The sequence below is a fragment of the Saccharopolyspora sp. NPDC002686 genome, from assembly GCF_040295745.1.
Taxonomy (GTDB): Bacteria; Actinomycetota; Actinomycetes; order Mycobacteriales; family Pseudonocardiaceae; genus Saccharopolyspora; species Saccharopolyspora oryzae.
In genome coordinates, this window is sequence record NZ_JBEOVY010000007.1 from 1 (window position 1) to 21607 (window position 21607).

The 21607-nt window shown below is 69.5% G+C and carries 16 protein-coding genes; 6 read left to right on the top strand and 10 right to left on the bottom strand.

The genetic code is table 11. The annotated features are described in order from the left end of the window. Window positions 1-209: hypothetical protein (locus tag ABTZ89_RS01870; RefSeq protein ID WP_351038966.1), on the top strand; the 209-nt coding region annotated here is incomplete at its 5' end. Here ABTZ89_RS01870 and ABTZ89_RS01875 read toward each other — a convergent pair. Beyond that, a complete protein-coding gene (locus tag ABTZ89_RS01875) occupies window positions 206-955 on the bottom strand; it encodes a maleylpyruvate isomerase N-terminal domain-containing protein (RefSeq protein WP_351038968.1) in 750 nt (249 codons plus the stop codon). The genes ABTZ89_RS01870 and ABTZ89_RS01875 overlap by 4 nt on opposite strands. Window positions 956-1282: 327 nt before the next feature. Here ABTZ89_RS01875 and uvrA point away from each other — a divergent pair, with 327 nt between their 5' ends. Beyond that, entirely contained in the window at window positions 1283-4144 is a 2862-nt protein-coding gene (gene uvrA / locus ABTZ89_RS01880) for an excinuclease ABC subunit UvrA (protein ID WP_351038970.1), read from the top strand. A gap of 176 nt (window positions 4145-4320) precedes the next feature. Continuing rightward, on the top strand, window positions 4321-5808 hold the full coding sequence (locus ABTZ89_RS01885) for an alanine/glycine:cation symporter family protein (RefSeq protein WP_351038972.1): 1488 nt from the start codon (window positions 4321-4323) through the stop codon (window positions 5806-5808). Between the two features lie 60 nt (window positions 5809-5868). Here ABTZ89_RS01885 and ABTZ89_RS01890 read toward each other — a convergent pair whose 3' ends face one another. Then, the gene (locus ABTZ89_RS01890) at window positions 5869-8373 is read right to left on the bottom strand and encodes a type 1 periplasmic-binding domain-containing protein (protein WP_351038974.1); all 2505 of its coding nucleotides are present in this window, start codon (window positions 8371-8373) and stop codon (window positions 5869-5871) included. 146 nt (window positions 8374-8519) lie between these two features. On the opposite strand from ABTZ89_RS01890, the gene ABTZ89_RS01895 reads away from it, so the two are divergent. Continuing rightward, the gene (locus ABTZ89_RS01895) at window positions 8520-8957 is read left to right on the top strand and encodes an SRPBCC family protein (RefSeq protein ID WP_270952151.1); all 438 of its coding nucleotides are present in this window, start codon (window positions 8520-8522) and stop codon (window positions 8955-8957) included. Between the two features lie 12 nt (window positions 8958-8969). Here ABTZ89_RS01895 and ABTZ89_RS01900 read toward each other — a convergent pair whose 3' ends face one another. Genes ABTZ89_RS01900 through ABTZ89_RS01915 form a run of 4 tightly spaced genes read right to left on the bottom strand, consistent with a single transcriptional unit; the run spans window position 8970 to window position 13460 of the window. Then, window positions 8970-10445: a beta-N-acetylhexosaminidase gene (locus ABTZ89_RS01900; RefSeq protein ID WP_351038977.1), complete on the bottom strand. Its 1476-nt coding sequence runs from the start codon at window positions 10443-10445 to the stop codon at window positions 8970-8972. After that, window positions 10442-11296, bottom strand: a complete 855-nt coding sequence (locus ABTZ89_RS01905) for a carbohydrate ABC transporter permease (protein ID WP_351038979.1) — start codon at window positions 11294-11296, stop codon at window positions 10442-10444. The genes ABTZ89_RS01900 and ABTZ89_RS01905 overlap by 4 nt, the downstream gene beginning before the upstream one ends. Further along, window positions 11293-12174, bottom strand: a complete 882-nt coding sequence (locus tag ABTZ89_RS01910; protein WP_351038981.1) for a carbohydrate ABC transporter permease — start codon at window positions 12172-12174, stop codon at window positions 11293-11295. The genes ABTZ89_RS01905 and ABTZ89_RS01910 overlap by 4 nt, the downstream gene beginning before the upstream one ends. Beyond that, window positions 12174-13460, bottom strand: a complete 1287-nt coding sequence (locus tag ABTZ89_RS01915) for an extracellular solute-binding protein (RefSeq protein WP_351038983.1) — start codon at window positions 13458-13460, stop codon at window positions 12174-12176. The genes ABTZ89_RS01910 and ABTZ89_RS01915 overlap by 1 nt, the downstream gene beginning before the upstream one ends. A 221-nt stretch (window positions 13461-13681) precedes the next feature. Here ABTZ89_RS01915 and ABTZ89_RS01920 point away from each other — a divergent pair, with 221 nt between their 5' ends. Then, a complete protein-coding gene (locus tag ABTZ89_RS01920; protein WP_351038985.1) occupies window positions 13682-15016 on the top strand; it encodes a glycoside hydrolase family 5 protein in 1335 nt (444 codons plus the stop codon). Here ABTZ89_RS01920 and ABTZ89_RS01925 read toward each other — a convergent pair. Further along, window positions 14987-16195 (bottom strand): hypothetical protein, encoded by a 1209-nt coding sequence (locus tag ABTZ89_RS01925; protein WP_351038987.1) that lies wholly within the window; start codon window positions 16193-16195, stop codon window positions 14987-14989. The genes ABTZ89_RS01920 and ABTZ89_RS01925 overlap by 30 nt on opposite strands. 81 nt (window positions 16196-16276) lie before the next feature. Here ABTZ89_RS01925 and ABTZ89_RS01930 point away from each other — a divergent pair, with 81 nt between their 5' ends. Further along, entirely contained in the window at window positions 16277-16984 is a 708-nt protein-coding gene (locus ABTZ89_RS01930) for a TetR/AcrR family transcriptional regulator (protein ID WP_351038989.1), read from the top strand. Between the two features lie 89 nt (window positions 16985-17073). Here ABTZ89_RS01930 and ABTZ89_RS01935 read toward each other — a convergent pair whose 3' ends face one another. The 3 genes from ABTZ89_RS01935 to ABTZ89_RS01945 form a co-directional block, all read right to left on the bottom strand. Then, window positions 17074-18231: a lactonase family protein gene (locus ABTZ89_RS01935; RefSeq protein ID WP_351038991.1), complete on the bottom strand. Its 1158-nt coding sequence runs from the start codon at window positions 18229-18231 to the stop codon at window positions 17074-17076. A gap of 131 nt (window positions 18232-18362) precedes the next feature. Further along, on the bottom strand, window positions 18363-20084 hold the full coding sequence (locus ABTZ89_RS01940; protein ID WP_351038993.1) for an amidohydrolase family protein: 1722 nt from the start codon (window positions 20082-20084) through the stop codon (window positions 18363-18365). Window positions 20085-20182: 98 nt separating this feature from the next. Beyond that, a complete protein-coding gene (locus ABTZ89_RS01945) occupies window positions 20183-21598 on the bottom strand; it encodes a GntP family permease (RefSeq protein ID WP_270952142.1) in 1416 nt (471 codons plus the stop codon). Window positions 21599-21607: the final 9 nt, after the last annotated feature.

Below are 21607 nucleotides of genomic sequence, written 5' to 3' on the forward strand. Positions count from 1 at the left end.
AGGCACCGGTGCGGTGGTTCGATGCCGCGCAATCGAGCATGCTCGTTCTGCGCGAAACTGCGGACCCGCGCGGACACAGCACCGGCGTGTCGGACCCCGACATGCCGGGACTTGGGGACAGGTTCTGGGGCGTGTGGAGAACTTCCGCAATTTCAATGGAAATCGGACGTCTGATTTCCATTGAAATTGCGGTACGTCGCGGGGGTTAGCGCCAGTCGGGGAGGTCCGGGGCCGTTCCCTGCAGGTCTTGGGCGTCGGTTCGGCCCAGGAGCCAGCCCAGCATCGGGCCGGGTTCGCCGCGGACGCGGCTCGGCGGGGCCGTGGTGCCGCGCAGGTCCCAGGTGCGCTGGTGGTCTCCGAAGTCGACCTCCACCGCCAGCGCCGGGACGTCCGGGCGGCCGCCGAACTGCTGGACCGCGTCCTCCAGCAGCTGTTCGACGTCGGGCCGCGGGATGTCGGCGAAGTCCACGTCGTGGTCGAGGTCGACCAGGTGCACCCACACCTCCATCAGCCGGAGCCGCAGCACGTGGTGGGCGGGGATCGGGTCGCCGACGGGGTAGGCGATCTCGGCCGTCCAGGCGTGGTCCGGCATCTCCTGGACCGCGCTGGCGAAGCGGTCGCAGGATGCCGCCAGGTCCTCGAACAGCAGCTGGTGGCTGTGCTGGGAGCCTTCGGCGATGGCCTGGTCGCGGTCGTCGCGGCTGGCGTACATCGCGTGCTCGATGCCGGTGCGCGCCCAGATCATCAGGTTGACCAGCCCGTCGGCGTTGCGCGCCAAGTGGGCGATCACGTGTGCCCGGCTCCAGCGGGGCAGCAGGCTGGGCTGCCGCACGGACACCTCGTCCAGGTCGCCGACCGTGCGCAGCAGCCGTTGGGTGGCGCGGTCCACCGCTGCCAGTTGGGCGGCGACCTCGCTGGTCACCTGCGCGGCGGTTCCGAGGGCGATGTCAGCCATGCTCCACCTCGCGGAAGGGTGACGGGGCGCGCACGGAGCGCGATGTGGACACCGAGCCTAATTGCGCAGGCCACAAGGGCAACAGTGCCCAATCCGGGGGAATTTGCGTATCGTCGGTGACGGCGGCGGCCAACCGCTTCGGATGTCACACCTTGGGGTGATGGTCGGGGGTCGCGCCCAGTGCGGGGCGCAGCCGGTCCGGGACTGTCGGTGGCCCCGAATAGCATGGACGACGCGACGTCGCGACCTGCCGATGGCCGGGTTCTCGCGGCCCGGCCCGCAGCGGCGCGCGTCGACCTCAACGCCAGAACTTCCGAAGGGATCACTGTGGCTGACCGCCTCGTCGTCCGCGGCGCCCGTGAGCACAACCTGCGCGGGATCGACCTCGATCTGCCCCGGGACAGCCTGATCGTGTTCACCGGGCTCTCCGGGTCCGGCAAGTCGAGCTTGGCCTTCGACACCATCTTCGCCGAGGGGCAGCGCCGCTACGTCGAGTCGCTGTCCGCCTACGCCAGGCAGTTCCTCGGGCAGATGGACAAGCCCGACGTGGACTTCATCGAAGGCCTGTCCCCGGCGGTGTCGATCGACCAGAAGTCCACCAGCCGCAACCCGCGGTCCACGGTGGGCACCATCACCGAGGTCTACGACTACCTGCGCCTGCTGTACGCGCGGGCCGGCAAACCGCACTGCCCGACCTGCGGTGAAGCGATCAGCAAGCAGACCCCGCAGCAGATCGTCGACCAGGTGCTGGAGATGCCCGAGCGGGCCAAGTTCCAGGTGCTGGCGCCGGTGGTGCGCGGCCGCAAGGGCGAGTACGTCGACCTCTTCGAGCAGCTGCAGTCGCAGGGCTACGCCCGCGCCCGCGTCGACGGCGTGGTGCACCCGCTGGACGCGCCGCCGAAGCTGAAGAAGCAGGAGAAGCACGACATCGCGGTGGTCGTGGACCGGCTCACCGTGAAGGCCGGCGCCAAGCAGCGGCTGACCGACTCGGTGGAGACCGCGCTGCGGCTGGCCGACGGCCTGGTGCTGGTCGAGTTCATCGACCTCGACGAGGACGACCCGAACCGGGAGCGCAAGTTCTCCGAGAACCTGGCCTGCCCGAACGGTCACCCGCTGGGCGTCGACGAGCTGGAGCCGCGCTCCTTCTCCTTCAACTCGCCCTACGGCGCCTGCCCGGAGTGCGCGGGCCTCGGCATCCGCAAGGAGGTCGACCCCGAGCTGGTGGTGCCCGACGAGGACCTGTCGCTGGCCGACGGCGCGATCGCGCCCTGGGCGGGTGGGCACACCGCCGAGTACTTCACCCGGCTGCTCACCTCGCTGTCGGAGTCGATCGGCTTCCGGATGGACGCCCCGTGGCGGCAGCTGTCCACCAAGGTCAAGAAGGCCGTGCTGCACGGCTCGAACGACCAGGTGCACGTCCGCTACAAGAACCGCTACGGGCGCACCCGCTCCTACTACGCCAACTACGAGGGCGTCATCCCGTTCCTGGAGCGGCGGCTGGAGCAGACCGAGTCCGACTACGCCCGCGAGAAGTACGAGGGCTACATGCGGGACGTGCCGTGCCCGGCTTGCGACGGCACCCGGCTCAAGCCCGAGATCCTGGCCGTGACCATGGAGAACACCGACCTCGGCGAGCTGTCGATCGCCAAGGTCAGCGCGCTGAGCGTGCAGGAGTGCGCGACGTTCCTCAACGGCCTGGTGCTCGGCCCGCGCGAGCAGATGATCGCCGGCGCGGTGCTCAAGGAGGTGCAGGCGCGGCTGGGCTTCCTGCTCGACGTCGGCCTGACCTACCTGTCGCTGGACCGCGCGGCCGGGACGCTCTCCGGCGGTGAGGCCCAGCGCATCCGGCTGGCCACCCAGATCGGGTCGGGCCTGGTCGGCGTGCTCTACGTGCTGGACGAGCCGTCGATCGGCCTGCACCAGCGCGACAACCACCGGCTGCTGGAGACGCTGAGCCGGCTGCGGGACCTGGGCAACACGCTGATCGTCGTCGAGCACGACGAGGACACCGTGCGCAGCGCGGACTGGGTGGTCGACATCGGCCCCGGCGCCGGTGAGCACGGCGGCCAGGTCGTGCACAGCGGCCCGTACAAGAAGCTGCTGTCCAACAAGAAGTCGCTGACCGGCGACTACCTGTCCCGGCGGCGGCAGATCCCGGTGCCGGAGCTGCGCCGGGTCCCGGACCGCAAGCGCCAGCTGACCGTGGTCGGCGCGCGCGAGCACAACCTGCGCAAGATCGACGTGTCGTTCCCGCTGGGCTGCCTGACCGCGGTCACCGGCGTGTCCGGCTCGGGCAAGTCCACGCTGGTCAACGACATCCTCGCGTCGGTGCTGGCGAACAAGCTCAACGGCGCCCGGCAGGTGCCCGGCAGGCACACCCGGGTCAAGGGCCTGGAGCACGTGGACAAGCTGGTGCAGGTCGACCAGTCGCCGATCGGCCGCACCCCGCGGTCCAACCCGGCCACCTACACCGGTGTGTTCGACCACATCCGCAAGCTGTTCGCGGCGACCACCGAGGCGAAGGTGCGCGGCTACCAGCCGGGCCGGTTCTCCTTCAACATCAAGGGCGGTCGCTGCGAGTCCTGCGCGGGCGACGGCACGTTGAAGATCGAGATGAACTTCCTGCCCGACGTCTACGTCCCGTGCGAGGTGTGCAAGGGCGCCCGGTACAACCGGGAGACCTTGGAGGTGCACTACAAGGGCAAGACGATCTCCGAGGTCCTCGACATGCCGATCGAGGAGGCCGCGGCGTTCTTCGAGCCGATCAACGCCATCCACCGCCACCTCAAGACGCTGGTGGACGTCGGTCTGGGCTACGTGCGGCTGGGCCAGCCCGCCCCGACGCTGTCCGGTGGTGAGGCGCAGCGCGTGAAGCTGGCCAGCGAGCTGCAGAAGCGCTCGACCGGCAAGACGGTCTACATCCTCGACGAGCCGACCACCGGCTTGCACTTCGAGGACATCCGCAAGCTGCTCGGCGTGATCAACGGCCTGGTGGACAAGGGCAACACGGTGATCGTGATCGAGCACAACCTCGACGTGATCAAGACCGCGGACTGGGTGCTCGACATGGGACCGGAAGGCGGTTCCGGCGGCGGCATGCTGGTGGCCGAAGGCACGCCGGAAGACCTCGCCGAGGTGGCCGAGAGCCACACCGGACAGTTCCTCGCCCCAGTGCTCGCGGAGGGCTGAAAAGCACTGATCCGAGGAGTAAGAACGGGACGGGGCCTGCATTCGCCGCAGGCCCCGTTTTGTAACCTTTGCGCCACGGGAACCGTTTGTCGGGTCCCGGGTCGGACAAACTGTGCCGACCGAACGGAGCGGTGATCTTTGGCGGGCGCATCCACCCGATGTGCGCGGGAACGCCGATGCTCCGCATCAACCCTGCGGAAAGGTTCCACGTGGAAGCGCTCAACGACGCGATCGTCGCGCTGAACGACACGTTCTGGCTGTACCTGATCATCCCGGTGCTGGCCGTGCTCAGCCTGTACTTCACGGTCCGCTCCGGCGCGGTGCAGATCCGGATGATCCCGGAGATGGTCCGCGCGATGGTCGGCAAGGCCGAGACCGCGGAGGACGGCAAGAAGGCGATCTCGTCGTTCCAGGCGTTCGCGATCTCCGCGGCCGCCCGGATCGGCACCGGCAACATCGCCGGTGTGGCGACCGCCATCGCGCTGGGCGGGCCCGGCGCGGTGTTCTGGATGTGGGTGATGGGCCTGGTCGTCGGTGCGGCGAGCTTCGTCGAGTCCACCCTGGCCCAGCTGTACAAGGTGCGCGACAAGGCCGGTTTCCGCGGCGGTCCGGCCTACTACATGCTGCACGGCCTGCGCGCCCGCTGGATGGGCGTGCTCTTCGCGGTGGTCATCACGATCACCTTCGGCTTCGTGTTCAACGCGGTGCAGAGCAACACCATCGTCGGCGCGATCATGACCTCGGTGGAGGCGACCGGCGCGACCGGGATGGGCTGGCTGCAGCCGGTGCTCGGCCTGGCCCTGGTGGCGCTGACCGCGGCGGTCATCTTCGGCGGGGTGCGCCGCATCGCGCACGTCGCGCAGCTGCTGGTGCCGTTCATGGCCGGGCTGTACATGATCCTCGGCCTGGTCATCGTGGTGCTCAACATCGACGCGCTGCCCGGTGTGCTCGGCCAGATCTTCGCCAACGCCTTCGGTTTCCAGGAGATCGCCGCCGGTGGGCTGGGCGCTGCGATCGTGCAGGGCGTGCGGCGCGGCATGTTCTCCAACGAGGCCGGTCTGGGTTCGGCCCCGAACGCCGGCGCCACCGCGTCGGTGAGCCACCCGGTCAAGCAGGGCCTGGTGCAGACCCTCGGCGTCTACGTCGACACCCTGCTGGTGTGCTCCACCACGGCGTTCATCGTGCTGCTGTCCAACCCGGCCTACGGTGAGAACCGCGGCCCGACGATGACCCAGGAGGCCCTGCAGTTCAACCTGGGCAACTGGTCGCTGCACCTGCTGACGCTGATCATCCTGCTGGTCGCGTTCACCTCGGTGCTGGGCAACTACTTCTACGGCGAGTCCAACGTCGGCTTCCTGACGCAGAACCGCGCGGTGCTGACCGGCTACCGCTGGATCGTGCTGGTGGTGACCTTCCTGGGCGCGATCGGTTCCTCGGACCTGGTGTGGAACCTGGCGGACACCACGATGGGCGTCATGGCGCTGGTGAACCTGGCGGCGATCGCCCCGCTGAGCGCGATCGCGTTCAAGCTCCTCCGCGACTACAACGAGCAGCGCAAGCAGGGCCTGGACCCGGTCTTCACCCGGGACCGCCTGCCGGAGCTGACCGGCGTGGAGTGCTGGGAGCCCAAGGCCACCGAGCCGGAGAAGACCACGGCCGGCTGAGGTCTGTCCGAGCTGCGGGCGGTGCGGTCCGAAACGGGTCGCACCGCCCGCAGCGTCGTTTCAGCAGCGGCCTTCTCCGCGCGTCCACAGGACTTCGGGTTGGCTCATGCCCGTTTTCATGCGCATGATCGAGATCTTCTTGTCCACCGGGACCTGCTGGGAATCCGGGCCGTAGCAGATGTTCCCTGCCGTTCCGGGAACCACGCGCCCGGGTCCGTTGATCTCGGCGATGCCGCGCCAGACGGACAGCCCGTTGAGGGGGAGTTGTTCCGCGCCGTCGGGGAGCAGCGATTCGCCGATGACGTTGGTGATCGCGTTCTGCAGCACGCGGAGCGCGTCGAAGGCCAGCATCGCGCGGCCTTCGATGTCGTCGCTCTCCTTGTTGACGACCTCCCCGTAGAACGAGGTGTACTCGAGGCTCAGGTAGACGTCCTTCTTCAGCTCCTTGTCGAGCATGAACTTGGTGATGTCGTCCCCGGCGATCAGCCGGGGCAGCGGTGCGTTGATCTTGTTGCAGTGCCAGCGGACCGAATCCAGGAATCCGCCGAGCTTGCTGGCCCGCCCGGAGAAGAACGCGACCTCCTGCGGGCCGCAGCTGATCCTGGTGTCGTCGAAGCTGGGATTCGCGACCACCCGCTCCGGCGGCAGCGCGAACTGCCCGCGCAGGTCGTCGGCCAGGTTCTCGCTGTAGAGGTCGCCCGTCGAGTAGTAGACCTTGGGCTTCGCACCCGGCCCGAGGTAGTCGCGGACGAACTGGGCCTGCTGCGCGTTGTTCGGCCCGACCTGGTGGTAGAGCTTGCTCACCTGCGGGAAGGCGTCGGCCGAGGTCGTCGTGCCCACCATGGGCAGTCCGGCGGCTCCCAGCACCCGGATGGCGTTCTCGGTGCCCTGCCAGCTGCCGCCGAGACCGACCACGCCGACCACCGGGGCCGCTGAATCCGCACGTCGCTGGGCCAGCGCCACGATGTGCTCGGCGACCGCCCCGGCGTGCTTCATCTCGCCCCCGCCGTTGGCCAGCACGATCCGGATCAGCGGGCCGCCGCGCAGGTCCGACATCCGCTGCGCGTGCAGGATTCCCTTGAGCTCTTCGAAAACCCCGTTGAGGGTCGCGGAGTTGGGGTCGGAATCAGTCAGCGTGCTGAAGTAGACCACCGTCACGTAGGGGCGCGACTTGTTCCGCTCGTGCTGGGTGTCGATCCAGGAGTTCTGGTCCTCGACCGTCCGCTGCAAGCCGACCAGGCCCTGCAGGAAGTCGGCTTCCTCCGCGTTCCTGCCCTTGATGTCGGAGAACTGGAAGGTTCCGTCGGAGACGCCGACGCATTCGTTGTCCTCAGCCCACAGCTCCAGGCCGTTCCAGGGGAGCAGCTGTCCGCACGGCCCGACGTACTGCTTGACGTAGGCACCGGTTCCGACGAGCAGCAGCGCCACCAGCGCGATCGCCGGGACGCGGCGCACCAGCCGGGAGCGCTTGAGCGGCAGGTCCGCCTGGCCCAGCGACAGCGTGGATTCGTCGTCGGTGCTGCCGGGTTCGTCGGCGACCTGCACCGGGACGTACCAGGCGGTGGGGGAGCGGCGGCGGCGCGCGTTCTGCAGCTTCTCCGGCCACTGCTCGAGGGTCACCGCTTCGCTCGGCGATTCCTCCGGCAGGGCGGCCGTTCCCGCGCCGATGACCAGCAGCGGGTCGCGCGAGCCGGTCTCGTTGCGGACGTCGTTGATCAGGCGCACCAGCAGCTTGCCGGTGCTCTCGTCGCGCAGGTTGCGCAGCAGCAGGACCGGGTAGCAGTCCTTCGGCACCCACTTCCAGCGCCACAGCCGCCGCTTGTAGGAGTCGGCGAGGTCGGCCAGGAACGCGTGCACCAGCAGTTTCCGGACCTGCTCGGCGTTCTCGAAGCGGGAGGGCGTGGCGATCAGGCGCTGCGCGAAGCTGGGGAAGTCGGCCGATTCGCCGGGGGACAGGTAGGGCTGCCGCATGAACCAGCGCGCGACGCGGCCCGCCCGCATCCACCACGCGTAGTAGACCGGGAAGAACACCAGCGACAGCAGGTGCAGGTACCAGGGCAGGTTCTGCGCGGCCAGCTCCCAGCCCTGCGACTCCAGCTGCTCTTCCTGCTGGGTGCGCCGCGGGCGGCGGCTGCTGAGGTACTCGCGCAGCAGGTGGCGGACGTCGGAGTGCGGTGCGCGGGCCAGGTTCGTCTGCGGCAGGTTCTTCTTGAGCAGCCAGCTCAGCAGCGCGTAGCGGCGGAAGCGCAGCCGGCCGATGCGCGGCCACGAGTCGGCGTCGCGCAGACCCAGCGCCGCGCGGTCGAGCAGCTTGCGGATCTGGACGGACTTCTGCCGCTGGGTCTCGGCCGGGTCGGCGCCGACGTCGAGCACCACGTGCGGGACGACGGAGCCCAGGTGGTCGGAGAGCTGGTCGACCAGCGCGCCCGGGTTCTTCTCGCGCAGCAGGTGGACGATCGGCTGGTCCGGGATCGTCTCCAGCCGCTTGCGCCTGATCCACCGCCAGCCGAGGCGCTGCGGCAGCTGAGCGACCGGAACCCCTTGTCCCGCGGTCGCTTCCGTCATGAGCACCCCCAGTGGTCAGCTGATCATCAGAAGTGACACTACAGATGACGTGTGACGGGAGGCACTGGTTTCGCGGATCTGCCGGAACGCGCGCTCAGCGCGGCTTCGTGCCTGGTTCGTTACCTCGGGTCGTTACGTTCTGGCGCATGGGTCAGAACGAGTTCTCGGTGTCCAGCAGCGTGGTCGTGAACGCTCCCGCGGAGGCGGTTTTCGCGGTGTTGGCCGATCCGCGCAAGCACGCGGTCATCGACGGTTCCGGCACCGTGCAGGGGGAGATGAGCGGACCGGAGCGGTTGGTGCTGGGGTCGAAGTTCGGGATGCGGATGCGCAGGGGCATCGGCTACCGGATCACCAACACCGTCGTGGAGTACGAGGAGAACCGGCGGATCGCGTGGCGGCACGTGCTGCCCGGTCGCTGGCGGTACGAGCTGGAGCCGGCGGGCGAGTCGGCGACCAAGGTCACCGAGACCTACGACTACGCGGCGATGCTGCCGAAGCTGATCGCGCGGACCGGCTTGCCGAAGCAGAACCTCCGGTCCATCGAAGCCACCCTCCAGCGCCTCAAGTCCCACCTGGAGGACTGACCGCCGCAGGCATCAGCGGGGCCTGCCGGGCACCCCGGGGCGGGTCTGCCAGGGGTGCGGGCCGCCCAGGGGGCGGTACTCGACGCCGAGGGCGTCCAGGCGGGGCAGGTGGTGGTCGACGAGCCTGCGCTGGAAGTCGGCGAGGTCGTGCTGCTGGCTCCAGGCCACTTCGGCGAAGGCCGACAGGCGGGGGAACGCCGCGTAGTCCAGGCGGCGCGGGGTGTCCAGGTGCTCGGTCCACACCTGTGCTTGGACGCCGAGCGCGCCCGGCAGCGGTTGGTAGCCGTAGACCTTCTCCAGCGTCGTCAGGAAGCCCACCGGGATCGGTTCGTCGGGGTGGTCGGCTTGGCGGTGGTCGAAGTAGAGGTGGTCCTCCGGGCACAGGACGACGTCGTGGCCGCGTTCGGCGGCGCGCACCGCCGCCTGCTCGTCGCGCCAGGCGGCGATGATGGTGCCCGCCGGCAGCGGGTCCACCGAGTCCAGCAGTTCGTCCCAGCCGGAGGCGCGGCGGCCGCGCGCGTGGACGTGCTCGATGAGCTCGCGCAGGAAGGTGCCGTGCTGCGGGGTGATGCCGGGGACCTCGTCGCCGCCGACGCAGATCACCGGGGACGGGAACACGTCCATCAGGTGGTCGAGGACCGCGCGGTAGAAATCGGTGGTCGCGGGGTCGGTGTTGAGGATGTCGCTGCTGACGCCCCACGAGTCCCACACCTCCGGGCGCTGGCCGGTGCCCAGTTCCGGGTAGGCGGCGATGGCGGCCTGGCTGTGGCCGGGCACGTCGACCTCCGGGACCACGGTGATGTGGTGGCGGGCCGCGTGGGCGACGATCTCGCGCAGGTCGTCGGAGGTGTAGAAACCGCCGTGCGGCCGGGAGTCGAACTCCGGTTCCGGGCCGCGGCCGACCATCGAGCGCGCCCGCCAGGCGCCGACCCGGGTCAGCTCCGGGTAGCGCGGCACCTCGAACCGCCAGCCCTGGTCGTCGGTCAGGTGCAGGTGCAGCACGTTGAGCTTGTGCACGGCCAGCAGCTCGACGAACCGCAGCACTTCCCGCTTGGGCAGGAAGTGGCGCGCCACGTCGAGGTGGCAGCCGCGCCAGGCGAACCGCGGCCGGTCCTCGACCACCCCGCACGGCAGCACGAACCGCCCGTAGTGGATCAGCGCCGACCGGTACGCCGACGGATCCAGCAGCTGCCGCAGGGTTTGCGCGGCGTGGTGCGCGCCGGCCACGTCGTGCGCGACGACCTCGACGCCGTCCGGGCGGATCTGCGCGTGGTAGCCGCCGGGGACCGATCGGCGCCCGTCGACGCGGAATTCGATCGTCGGGCGCTCGGCGTCGGCGAACCGCAGCCCGGTGCCCGCCCCGACGTGGCGGCGGAACCAGTCGGCGGTGGTGGGTTCGCCGCCGACCGTGGTGTTCTGGTCCAGCTCCAGCACCCCGGCCGCCGGGCTGACCCGCAGCGGGCGCGGCAGCAGCGAGTCCCAGCTCATCCCTTCACCGCCCCGGCCAGGCCGGACACCAGCTTCCGCTGCACCAGCACGAAGAAGACGAGCACCGGGATCGTCATCAACGTCGAACCGGCCATGATCGCACCCCAATCGTTGCCCTCGGGTTTGAAGAAGACCAGGATCGCCATCGGCAACGTCTGGTTCTCGGTGGCCGAGATGATGAACGTCTTGGCGAACAGGAAGTCGTTCCAGGCGTGGATGAACGACAGCACGCTGGTGGCCACCAAACCCGGTGCCACCAGCGGGAAGAGCACCTGCCACACGAACCGGCCGCGGCTGGCGCCGTCGAGGGTGGCCGCCTCCTCCAGCTCGGCGGGGACCGCGGCGACGAACCCGCGCAGCATCCAGATCGCCAGCGGCAGGCTGAACGCGAGGTGCACCAGCACCAGCGAGCCCAGGCGGTTGAGGCCGAACGCTGGTGCCACGCCGCCGACCTCGCGCATCAGGAAGAACAGCGGGATGGTCAGCGCCTCCACCGGGACCATCTGGGCCACCAGGATCATCAGCAGCAGCACGGTGCGACCGCGGAACCGGAAGCGGGTCAGCGCGACCGCCGCCAGGAACGACATGAGCAGCGACAGCAGCACCACTGCCGCGGCCACCAGCAGGCTGTTCGCGAAGTAGCCGCCGAGACCGTCCACTGTGAACACCCGGCGGAACCCGTCCAGGGTGGGGGCGAAGGTCCACGGGCGGGGATCGGCGGACAGCAGCTCGCCCTCCGGCTTGAACGCCGAGAGCACCATCCAGTACAGCGGGAACGCCACCGCGACGGCGATCAGCACCGCCACCGCGTCGGCGATCCGGCGCGGCATCCGCTTGCGCGAGGAAGTCATGCGATCGCCCCGTCCTTGCGCTGGGCCCGCAGGTAGGCCAGCGTGATCAGCACGAGCAGCACGGTCATCACCACGCCGATGGCCGAGCCGAGCCCGTAGTTCGAACCGGCGAACGCCTCCTGGTACGCGTAGACGTTGAGCACCATGTTCTGCCCGGCCACGCCGCCCCCGTTGGTCATCACGTAGATCTGGGTGAAGATCTTGAAGTCCCAGATGATCGACTGGATGGTGGCGATCATCAGCACCGGTTTGAGCATCGGCAGCAGCACGCTGCGCGCGGTCCGCCACGTCGACGCGCCGTCCAGCGCCGCGGCCTCCACCACCTCGCCGGGAATCCCGCTGAGCCCGGCGTAGGTGGTTACCAGCACGAACGGGAACGAGCACCAGATCACCTCGGCGGCCACCAGGCCGAAGGCCACGAACCGGTCGTAGGTCCAGGAGAACCCGGCCGCACCGTCCACGCCGATCCCGGTGAGCACCTCGTTGACCAGCCCGAAGTCCTGGTCGAACAGGAACAGCCACACCGTCGAACCGGCCATCGCCGGGGTCGCCCAGGCGCCGATCGCGGCCAGGAACAGCAGCAGCCGCGGCAGCGGGCTGATCCTGGTGGCCAGCACCGCCAGCGCGATGCCGACCGCCAGGCTGCCCACCACGCACACCGCGGCGAACAGGCAGGTCTGGGCCAGGATCGTCCAGAACTCCGCATCGCCCAGCAGCGCCAGGTAGTTGCCTGCGCCGAGGAACTCCAGCGCGGCACCGCCGGAGGCCTGCGCCTGCCCGTACTCGTAGAGGGAGATCTGCACCAGCTGGTAGAGCGGGTAGCCCATCATCACGGCCAGCAGCAGCCCGGCCGGTGCGAGGTAGAGCAGTGCGGCCATCAGCGGCCTTCGAACGCGGAGTTCATCTGCTCGGCCGCGCCGGAGGTGGCCTCCTCGACGCTGGTGCCGGTGATGACCTGCTGCACCATCGTGGGCAGCACGCCCTGCGCGTCGATCTTCGACCAGCCGTCGGTGGTGGGCACGAACCGGGTTCCGGCTTGCAGGGTCTGCACGAACGGCGCCACTGCGGGGTCGCCGGCGGCGAGTTCCTGCTGCACGTCGGTGAAGGTGGGCAGGTTGCCCATCGCGTCGTACATCTTGCGCTGGTACTCCTTGCCCGCCAGCAGCTGCACGAACTCCTTGGCCAGCGTGGCGCGCTTGGAGGACTTCAGCACGCCCAGCATGTTCCCGCCGGCGAAGGCCGGGGCGATGGATCCGTCGGTCTTGCCGGGCAGCGGGACCACCGCGTACTTGCCGCCTGCCGCACCGGCTTCCACCGCGGCGCGGTTGAAGTCGCCGCCGATGGTCATCGCGGCCTTGCCGGAGGCGAAGGCCTGCACTGCCTGGCTGCCGGTCATGTCCGCGCACTGCTCGCGCGGGCACGCGCCGCCGCTGATCAGCGACGAGTAGGTGGCCACGCCCTCGCGGGCCGCAGGTTGATCCACAGTGGACGTCCACGTGCCGCCGTCCTGGCGGGCGATGTCGCCGCCCGCGGCCCAGATGAACGGCATCAGCGCGTAGTGGTACTTGCCGCCGACGGAGATGCCGTAGAGGTCGGGGCGGGCTTCGCGGATCCGCTGCGCGGTGTCGACCAGTTCCGCGGTGGTGCGCGGGGGTTTCAGGCCGAGCTCGTCGAAGACGTCGGTGCGGTAGTACAGCGCGCGGATGCCGGTGTACCAGGGCACGCCGTAGACCTTGCCGTCGACCTTCGCGGTCTCCAGCACCGATTCGTCCAGGTCGGCGGCCTCCGGCCACTGGCCGAGCTGGTCGGTCAGGTCGGCGAGACCGCCTGCGGCGACGTAACCGGCCACGTCGGTGTTGCCGTACTCGGCGACGTCCGGGGCGCTGGCCGGATCGTTGAACGCGCCGGTGAACCGCTCCGAGCGGGTGTCCACCGGGATGTACTGCACGTCGACCTGGACGCCCTGGTGCTCGGCCTCGAAGCGGGCCACCGCTTCGTCCACAGTGGTCTGCTTGGGTCCGCGGGTGGCCTCGTCGAACAGCCAGACCCGTAGCGTGCCGGTGCTTTCGTCCTCAGCGGGTCCGTCCTGCTGCACCTGCGGTGGTCCGCAGGCCGTGAGCAAGGCACCGATGGCGGTGACGGTGATGGCTTTCCAGGCACGCATGGCAGTCTCCGTTGCACTGTCCGCAATTCCCGTTTTGCGCTGAGCAATCGGATGCTATGGATCACAACCGGGAAAGGCAAGGTCTGAACCAATTTTCGCGGTTGGGATGATGCGAGGCCGGGAAAAGTGGTGAATTCCCAGAGGTTTTCGTCCCGATGATCACTGGGAGGATTGGTGGGCCGCGGCCGATCCGCGATTCGTCCGAACCCCAGGGAGCGCGCATGATCGCCGGGTTGCTCACTGCCGTCCTCACCGCAACGCTGGTGCAACCGCTGCCACCCAGCCCAGCTCAGCTCGAAGAACCCGACCTGGCCGCCACGTGGACCGCGCCGCTGCACACCGAGGGGCGCTACATCGTCGACGCCGGTGGTTCCCGCTTCAAGCTGAAATCCGGGAACTGGCACGGAGCCAGCGGAACCTACGACGGCAGCGGCGATGTCGACGACCCGGCCAACCACCACGCCGGCGAGAACAGCAACGGCATCCCGCTGGGCCTGGACCGGGCGCCGATCGGCGAAATCCTCGACAGCTTCGCCGAACTCGGTCTCAACAGCATCCGGTTGCCGTTCGCCAACGACATGATCCGCGACGAGTCGATCGTGCCGGACCAGGCGGTCGCGGCGAACCCGCAGCTGCGCGGCAAGACCCGGCTGCAGGTCTACGACGCGGCGGTTTCCGCGCTCACCGACCGCGGATTCGCGGTGATCCTGAACAACCACACCAACACCACCCGCTGGTGCTGCGGGGTCGACGGCAACGAGCGCTGGAACAGCAGCCAGAGCGACCAGCAGTGGGAGGACGACTGGGCGTTCATGGCCGGCCGCTACCGGGACAACCCGCGCGTGGTCGGCGCCGACCTGTACAACGAGGTGCGGCGCGACGTGTTCGACGACCCGAACTGGGGGCTGGGCGACGCGCACGACTGGTTCGCCGCCTCGCAGCGCGCCGGGGACCGGATCCTCAACGAGGCCAACCCGAACCTGCTGATCATCATCGAGGGGATCAACTGGGTCGGCATCCCGGTGGACGGTTTCCCGCACGGCCGGCCGACGCTGGAACCGGTCCGGACGTTGTCGCACACGTTGGCAAAACCGGGAAAGCTGGTGTACTCGGCGCACTTCTACGGCTACACCGGCCCGAACCACTCCGGTGCGACCGGCACGGGGGAGACCAGCGACCCGCGCTACCAGGACCTGTCCCGCGACGAGCTGCACGACGTGCTGCAGCGACAGGCGTTCTTCGTGACCGAGGACGGTCAGCCCTACACCGCCCCGCTGTGGATCAGTGAGTTCGGCGTGGGTGGCCGCGACGAGCAGGACCCCAAGGTCCGGGCGTGGTTCGAGAACTTCGTGGACTTCCTCGTCGCCAACGACACCGACTTCGCCTACTGGCCGCTGGTCGGCTGGCACGAGAACCGCCGGGGCAACGGTTGGGCCCTGGCGCACTGGGACAGCGCGGGCAACCGCATGTTCCTCGACGACGGCGACGACTGGCGGGCCAGCGCCTGGCACCGCCTGGTCAACGCTTCAAGCCGGGACTTCGAGGTCGGCGGGTAGCAACTGCTCGGTGAGCACCCGGCGCACCCGCGCGTCGCGGTCGGGAGCGGCCAACCACCGGTCGAGCAGCCGCCAGCCGTGGAAGTAACCCCACACGTAGCAGGACATGCCCCCGGCCCGGAGCAAGGTCAGGACCGCACCGGCGTCAGCGTCCGAGATCAGCGCCCACCTGGTGAGGTAGGCGCTGATCTCGGCGTCCGGACGGCCTTCATCGGCGAGGAGCGCGGCATTGCCCCAGGCTCCGAACAGGATGTTCTGCGCGCGGTGGATCGCGGCGAAATCGGAGCCGTCCGGCGCGATCCCCCGCTCGGCGAGGACGTTCTCGGCCAGCCACGTCTGGGCTTGGCCGCGGGGGAAGGCGATGTCCTGCGCGTGCAACCCGAGACCCTCGCTGATCACGAACGACGGCGAGAGCATGAACCGCACCTGCTGGTCCGCGAAGCCGAGCTCGTCGACCAGCCGGAGCTCCTTGAGCATCGATTCGGCGATGTGCCCGGGGTGCCCCTCGTGGGCGACGACGTAGAGCAGGTCGGCCAGGTTGAACGGCAGGTCGGCGTTGATGTGGATCGTCGAGCGCAGATCCCCCTCGTAGGCCCCGGCGGCCCGGAAGTTCACGCCGGTGGCCAACTCGCACTTGGTCACCTCGCCCTCGGGCAGGGCCACGATCTCGTCCGTGCGCCTGCGGGTCTCGGCGACTGCGCGGTCGACGAGGGCCGGCAGCTGGTCCACCTGGGCCGGTGGCAGCGCGTAGGACGCCTGCCAGGACTGCAGCCGCTCCAGCAGCGACCCGGTGCCCTGCGGCAAAGCGCGGTCCAGCAAGTCGTGCGCTTCGTCGAAGACCTCCGTAGGCAGCATTCGCACTGGCACGCCCAAGCATTCGCTGGCATGCGCCGACAGCGGCAGCTGTTCGCCGGCCAGTCGCCGGGCGACCGCCCGCATGGCCCGCACCTGGGCAGCCAGGTAGCGAGCGCGCTCGCCGGGAAACGGTGAGGTGTCCAGCAGCGCTTCGGCGTCTTCGACCAGCTGCCGCGCCGCCGTCGGCTCTTCGCCCGCCACCTGGTCCCGCCATCGCGGTGGCCCGCTGTAGATCACCACGGTCCCCGTCGCGCTGCCCGTCACCAACTTGTCGATGCGCAGCGCCAGAAGCGCGTACTGGCGCAGCCATTCGTCCGGTGTCATCGAATCCTCCTCGTGGCGCTCCGCCTGACTCCGGTCGAAGCTAGCTGTACGGTTTTCCGTACGCTGTAAGGGAGGAGCGGCATGGCCGAGGAAAGACCACCGGCGATCTGGTTCGCCGAGCAACGTCCCCGCAAACCGCGCCTGTCCAGGGAACGCATCGCACGTGCCGCGGTCGCGGTGCTGGACGCGGACGGCGCTTCGGGACTGTCCATGCGGCGGCTCGCCGCCCGGCTGGACGTCAGCGCGATGTCGCTGTACGAGTACGTGGGCAGCAAGGAGGACGTGCTCGACCTCGCGGTGGACGAGGCCTTCGCCGGCGTCGAGCTCGACGGGATCGATGGGGTGCCCTGGCGGGAGGCCCTCACGCAGCAGCTGGTCCGAGCCCGGGACGTGATGAAGCAGCATCCGTGGTTGCCGGCCCTGATGTCCACCCGTCCGCTGCTCGGCCCGAACTCGTTAGCGCTCTCCGAGCGGTTCTACGCCGTTCTGACCGCGGTCGGGCTCGAAGGCCACCGCCTGACGGCTGTCATCGGTGCGCTGACGTACTACGTCCAGGGGTGGGCCGCGACGGAGAACTTCTGGCGGGCGGTGCACCGGGATCCCGCCCGCGAAGCCCAGCTCCGACGCTGGACCCAGCAGCACCTCGAAAGCCGCCGGGAGGACTACCCGACCCTGGCGCAGCATGCGGACGTCGTCGGCACCGACGACTTCGACGCCTCCTTCGAACTCGGCCTGGCCACCATCCTCGACGGGGTCGAAGCGCAGCTCCCCGACGCCGGTACTGACTGACGAACTGCTGGTGGGTCTCGCCGACGCCGACCGGGACGGCGAGACCCGAACCTCGGGGAGGGCGCGGGGAGCCCGCCCTTCCCGAGGGGTCAGCCGTGGAAGGTCACGGCTGCGACCGATGGGCACTCGTAGACGTCCTGCGTGGGGGAGAGGGCGCCGGAACCCGCGTCGCGGGTCAGGCGGGTGATCGCGCCGGAGCGCTGGTTGGTCACGTAGAGGGACGTCTGCTCCGGGTCGAGGGCGAAGTGGCGGGGCCAGTCTCCGCCGACCGGCGTGGTGCCCCGGAACTCCAGCCCCTCGCCGGTGATCGCGAAGGTGGCGATGTTGTTGTCGCCGCGGTTGGTGGCGTAGGCGAACTTGGCGTCGCGGGTGATCGCGATCTCCGCCGGGAAGTTCTCGCCGCTCGCGTCGGGTTCGCGGGTGCCGACGACCTGACCCGGGGTGAACTGACCGGCGTCCAGGTCCCAGTCCAGCACGGTGATCTCGGACTTCAGCTCGGCCAGCAGGTAGGCGCGGTCGTAGTTGAACGCCAGGTGGCGCGGCCCGGTGCCGGTGGGCAGTTCGAGGTGCTGGTGCTGGGTGAGCTTGCCGGTGGCCGCGTCGAAGGCGTAGACGAACACGGCGTCCGCGCCGAGGTCCACCGCGACCACCCACTGCTTGCTGGGATCGACGAGCACCTGGTGGGCGTGCGGCTCGGCACCGGGGTGCTTGACCAGGTCGGTGGACTCGCCGATGGTGCCGTCGGCGTTGCGGCGGTGCACCGAGACCGTGCCGTCGGTGTAGTTGGCGGTGAAGATGAACTCGCCGCTCGGGTGCACCGTCAGGTGCGTGGGGCCCGCGCCGCCGGTGGGCTGGCTGCCCAGGACCACCGGGTGGTGACCGGAGAGGTCGACAGCGGTGATCGTGCCTTCCGGGACCTCGTTGGTGACGTAGAGGTATTTGTGGTCCGGCGACCAGGCGAAGAACGAAGCGTCGGGAACCCCGTCGACCACTCCGGACGGTTCGAGCACGCCCGCGTCGTTGCGGATCGCCACCTCCAGGCCGCGACCGGCCGGGGACGCCGAGGTGTAGCTGCCGATGAGCGTCATCAGCCCGGCGGCGTGCTGCATCGCCGGGTCGGCCTGGGGTGCGGCCGACGAGGTGGTCGCGCACGCGGTGCTGGTGGCGACCACCCCGGCCGCGCCTGCGAGGCCGAGAGCGCCTGCGGCGGTGAGGAACCGGCGACGCGGCATTGCGTTGTCCCGCACGATGTTCTCCCTGCTCGGTGGACGATCGCGGGACAGTCTGCCGCATTCGCGACCAGTGGACTAGACCACGAAACCTTAAGGTTTCCTCAAGGTCGGATTCGCGGATTTCCCCCGAGCAGTGGGAAAATCCGCTACGGCAGCGGTGCGGCGCGTTTCGCGGGCTTGGCGGGCGGTGCGACGCCGACGCCGGGGCTGCCGCCGCAGGGACCGGACATGCTCCAGTCCGGGTCGACGTCGCCGCACGCGCCTGCCGACTTCTGCGCCTGCACCATGTCGGCCACGTCGGCGAGCAGCCGCTTGGCGTCGTAGACGACGCCGTTGCGGATCGTCCACTGCACCCCGCCGACGCGGGCGATGTCGCCGGTGTCCTGGTTCAACCGCGGAGTTCCGGTGCCGTAGAGGGTTTTCAGGTCCTCCAGCGGGTTCTCCCCGAGGATCGCCAGGTCGGCGATGGATCCCTCCACCACCGAGCCGTACTCCGGCGGCCGACCGGTGGGGTCGGCGATGGTCCGCGCGGCCGCCGAGCTCATCGCCTCGATCGCTTCCAGCGGCGTCAGACCGGCTTCGCGCAGCATCTCCAGCTCGTTGATGTTCGCGAACCCGTACAGGTTGTAGATGAACCCCGGGTCGGTGCCGCCCGCGATGCGCCCGCCCATCTCCTTGTAGTCGTGGACGAGCTGCATGTACTGCACGTAGAAGCGCTTCCAGCTCGCCTCGTCCTCGGAGGTCCACGAGTAGTAGAACGAGCCGTGCGCTTCCGGGCTGGGTTCCCAGAAGTTCCACAGCGTCGGCAGCACGAACCGCGGGTGCCACTCCAGACCGCGCGTCCGCAGCAGGTCGCGCCCGGCGAGGTAGACGCCGAGGGTGGGGCCGAACGTCACGCCGTTGTCCAGCTGCTGCGACAGGTACGAGCGCCACTGCGCGGAGCCGGGCGGGTACGTGTAGTTGACGACCTCGGCGACCGCCCGCCACCGCGACGCTTCGTTGGAGTAGTCGTAGTCCGGTGGCTTCGGGTGCTCGCGGCCTTCCTTGAGCAGCGCCTCGAAGTGGCCGTAGAAGTGGGTGACCGTGCCCAGCCCGAGCCTGCCGGTCTCCAGCGCGTTGAGTTGCGGGTAGATCGGTGGGGAGTGGTGCATGGTGGTGCCCAGCCCGGACTGCCGCGCGGCCTTGATCGCCGCCTCGATCTCCGGGCGGCCGTAGGGCCCTTCGCCGAAGAACTTGATGCCGTCCACGCCGTTGCGGGCCGCCCACGCCACCCACCGGGTGGCCTTCTCCGGGCTGTCGACCGGGCCGCCCTCCCAGCCGCTGCCCGGGGTCTGGTAGTTGACGATGCGCGGCGCCACGATCTCGTTGCGCTCGCTGCGCTCCTTGTCCGAGACCGCGTCGGGGTTCTTGGCCAGCGAAACGCCGCGGACCGTGGTGACCCCGTGCCCCAGCCACAGCTTGTAGGCGTAGGTCCGCGGGGTGCTCCCGGTCCCGGTGTGGGTGTGCTCGTCCACCAGGCCCGGCATCATCCACATGCCGGTCGCGTCGATCTCGTGCTCGGCGTCGTGCGGGGGTCGATCGGCGGGCAGTGCGCGGGACGGCTGACCTGCGGGGATGATCTGCTCGATGCGGTTGCCGCGGACCACCACGTCGACCGGTCCGCGCACCTCGCCGCCCGCGCCGACGATCAGGTTGACCCCGCGGATCACCAGCTTCCGGAACGGGCCCTGCCCTTCGCCGGGGCCGCGCGGTGGGGTGGGGGAATCGGCGGGGATCACGGTGCCGGCGTGGCCCAGGGCCGGTGCGACCCCGATCAGCCCCGCGGCGGCGCCGGCGGACAGAAGCAACGACCGTCTGCTCAGGTCCATTCGGACACTCCTCGCTTCGGAGTCGGATATCGCGAACGTTACGGGCGTTTCCGACGCAGCAGCAAGGTTTTTCGCGTGAGGTCAAGAGATCGTCGGGGTCAGGAGATCACCGCCGACAGAAGTGCGGCCATGCCGAAGCCGACCAGGGACAGGATGGTTTCCAGGACCGTCCAGGACTTCAGCATGTCCTTGACGGAGATGCCGAAGTAGCGGCTGATGATCCAGAAACCGCCGTCGTTGACGTGCGAGGCGATGATCGAGCCCGCGGCGATCGCCACCGCGATCAGCGCCAGCTGCGCCTGCGAGTACTCCCCGGCGTGCAGCAGCGGTGCGATGATGCCGCCGGTGGTCACGATCGCCACCGTCGCCGAGCCCTGCGCGATGCGCAGACCCGAGCTGATCACGTACGCCGCCACCAGCAGCGGGAGCCCGGTGGACTGCAGCGATCCGGCCAGCGCCTGGCCGACGCCGGTTTCGGCCAGCACCTTGCCGAAGAACCCGCCCGCACCGACCACCAGCAGGATCATGCCCAGCGGGCGCAGCGAGTTCCCGGTCAGCTTCGACAGTTCCCCGCGGCTCATCCCGCGTCGCCGTCCCAGCAGCCAGAACGCCAGCAGCACCGCGATGGTCAACGCCACCGTCGGGTTGCCCAGGAACGTCAGCACCGCCAGCACCGCGCTGCCCTTCGGCAGCGTGATGCTGCCGAACGTGGCACCGAGGATCAGCAGCATCGGCAGGCCGATGATGAAACCGACGGTGGCCAGCTTCGGCTCGGGGCGGCCCTCGGCCTCGTTCTTGCGCGCCAGTTCATCGGCCGCGGCCAGCATCTCCTCGGGCACCGGCAGGTCGATGCGCTTGCCGATCCAGAGCGGGTAGAGCAGGCCGCTGACCGCGAACGCAGGCAGCCCGCAGGCCAGGCCCATCAGGATGATCCAGCCGAGGTCCACGCCGAGCAGCCCGGCGGCTACCACCGGTCCGGGGTGCGGCGGCAGGAACGCGTGCGTCATGGACAGCCCGGCGACCAGCGGCAGGCAGTACAGCAGGATCGACTTCCCGCCCTGCCGCGCCACCGCGTACACCAGCGGCGCCAGCACGAAGATGCCGATGTCGAAGAACACCGGGATGCCGAAGACCAGGCCGGACAGGCCCATCGCCAGCGGTGCGCGCCGTTCGCCGACCGCTCGCAGCAGCGTGCGGGTCAGCAGCTGCGCGCCGCCGGAGGCCTCCAGCATCGAGCCGAGGATCGTGCCGAGCCCGACGATCGCGGTGATGTGCCCGAGGATTCCGCCGAACCCGCTCTCCAGCAGGGAGTCGCTGCTCTTCTGCGCGGTGCCGACGATGTCCTCGACGGACAGCCCGGCGGCCAGCGCGATCAGCAGCCCGGAGACGATCAGGGCGATGAACGGTTCCACCCGGAACCGGATGATCATGAGCAGCAGCACCGCGATCCCGACCGCGCACAGCAGGAGCAGGCCGGGGGTCTCGTGCTGGAGCCAGTGGAGGAACGTGCTCACGGCGTACTC

Coding starts and splice junctions, on each gene's coding strand:
- ABTZ89_RS01930 (WP_351038989.1), top strand. CDS start 16,277: ATGGCCGAGGAAAGACCACCGGCGATCTGGTTCGCCGAGCAACGTCCC.
- ABTZ89_RS01895 (WP_270952151.1), top strand. CDS start 8,520: ATGGGTCAGAACGAGTTCTCGGTGTCCAGCAGCGTGGTCGTGAACGCT.
- ABTZ89_RS01875 (WP_351038968.1), bottom strand. CDS start 955: ATGGCTGACATCGCCCTCGGAACCGCCGCGCAGGTGACCAGCGAGGTC.
- ABTZ89_RS01890 (WP_351038974.1), bottom strand. CDS start 8,373: ATGACGGAAGCGACCGCGGGACAAGGGGTTCCGGTCGCTCAGCTGCCG.
- ABTZ89_RS01915 (WP_351038983.1), bottom strand. CDS start 13,460: ATGCGTGCCTGGAAAGCCATCACCGTCACCGCCATCGGTGCCTTGCTC.
- ABTZ89_RS01920 (WP_351038985.1), top strand. CDS start 13,682: ATGATCGCCGGGTTGCTCACTGCCGTCCTCACCGCAACGCTGGTGCAA.
- ABTZ89_RS01910 (WP_351038981.1), bottom strand. CDS start 12,174: ATGGCCGCACTGCTCTACCTCGCACCGGCCGGGCTGCTGCTGGCCGTG.
- ABTZ89_RS01940 (WP_351038993.1), bottom strand. CDS start 20,084: ATGGACCTGAGCAGACGGTCGTTGCTTCTGTCCGCCGGCGCCGCCGCG.
- ABTZ89_RS01900 (WP_351038977.1), bottom strand. CDS start 10,445: ATGAGCTGGGACTCGCTGCTGCCGCGCCCGCTGCGGGTCAGCCCGGCG.
- ABTZ89_RS01885 (WP_351038972.1), top strand. CDS start 4,321: ATGCTCCGCATCAACCCTGCGGAAAGGTTCCACGTGGAAGCGCTCAAC.
- ABTZ89_RS01905 (WP_351038979.1), bottom strand. CDS start 11,296: ATGACTTCCTCGCGCAAGCGGATGCCGCGCCGGATCGCCGACGCGGTG.
- ABTZ89_RS01925 (WP_351038987.1), bottom strand. CDS start 16,195: ATGACACCGGACGAATGGCTGCGCCAGTACGCGCTTCTGGCGCTGCGC.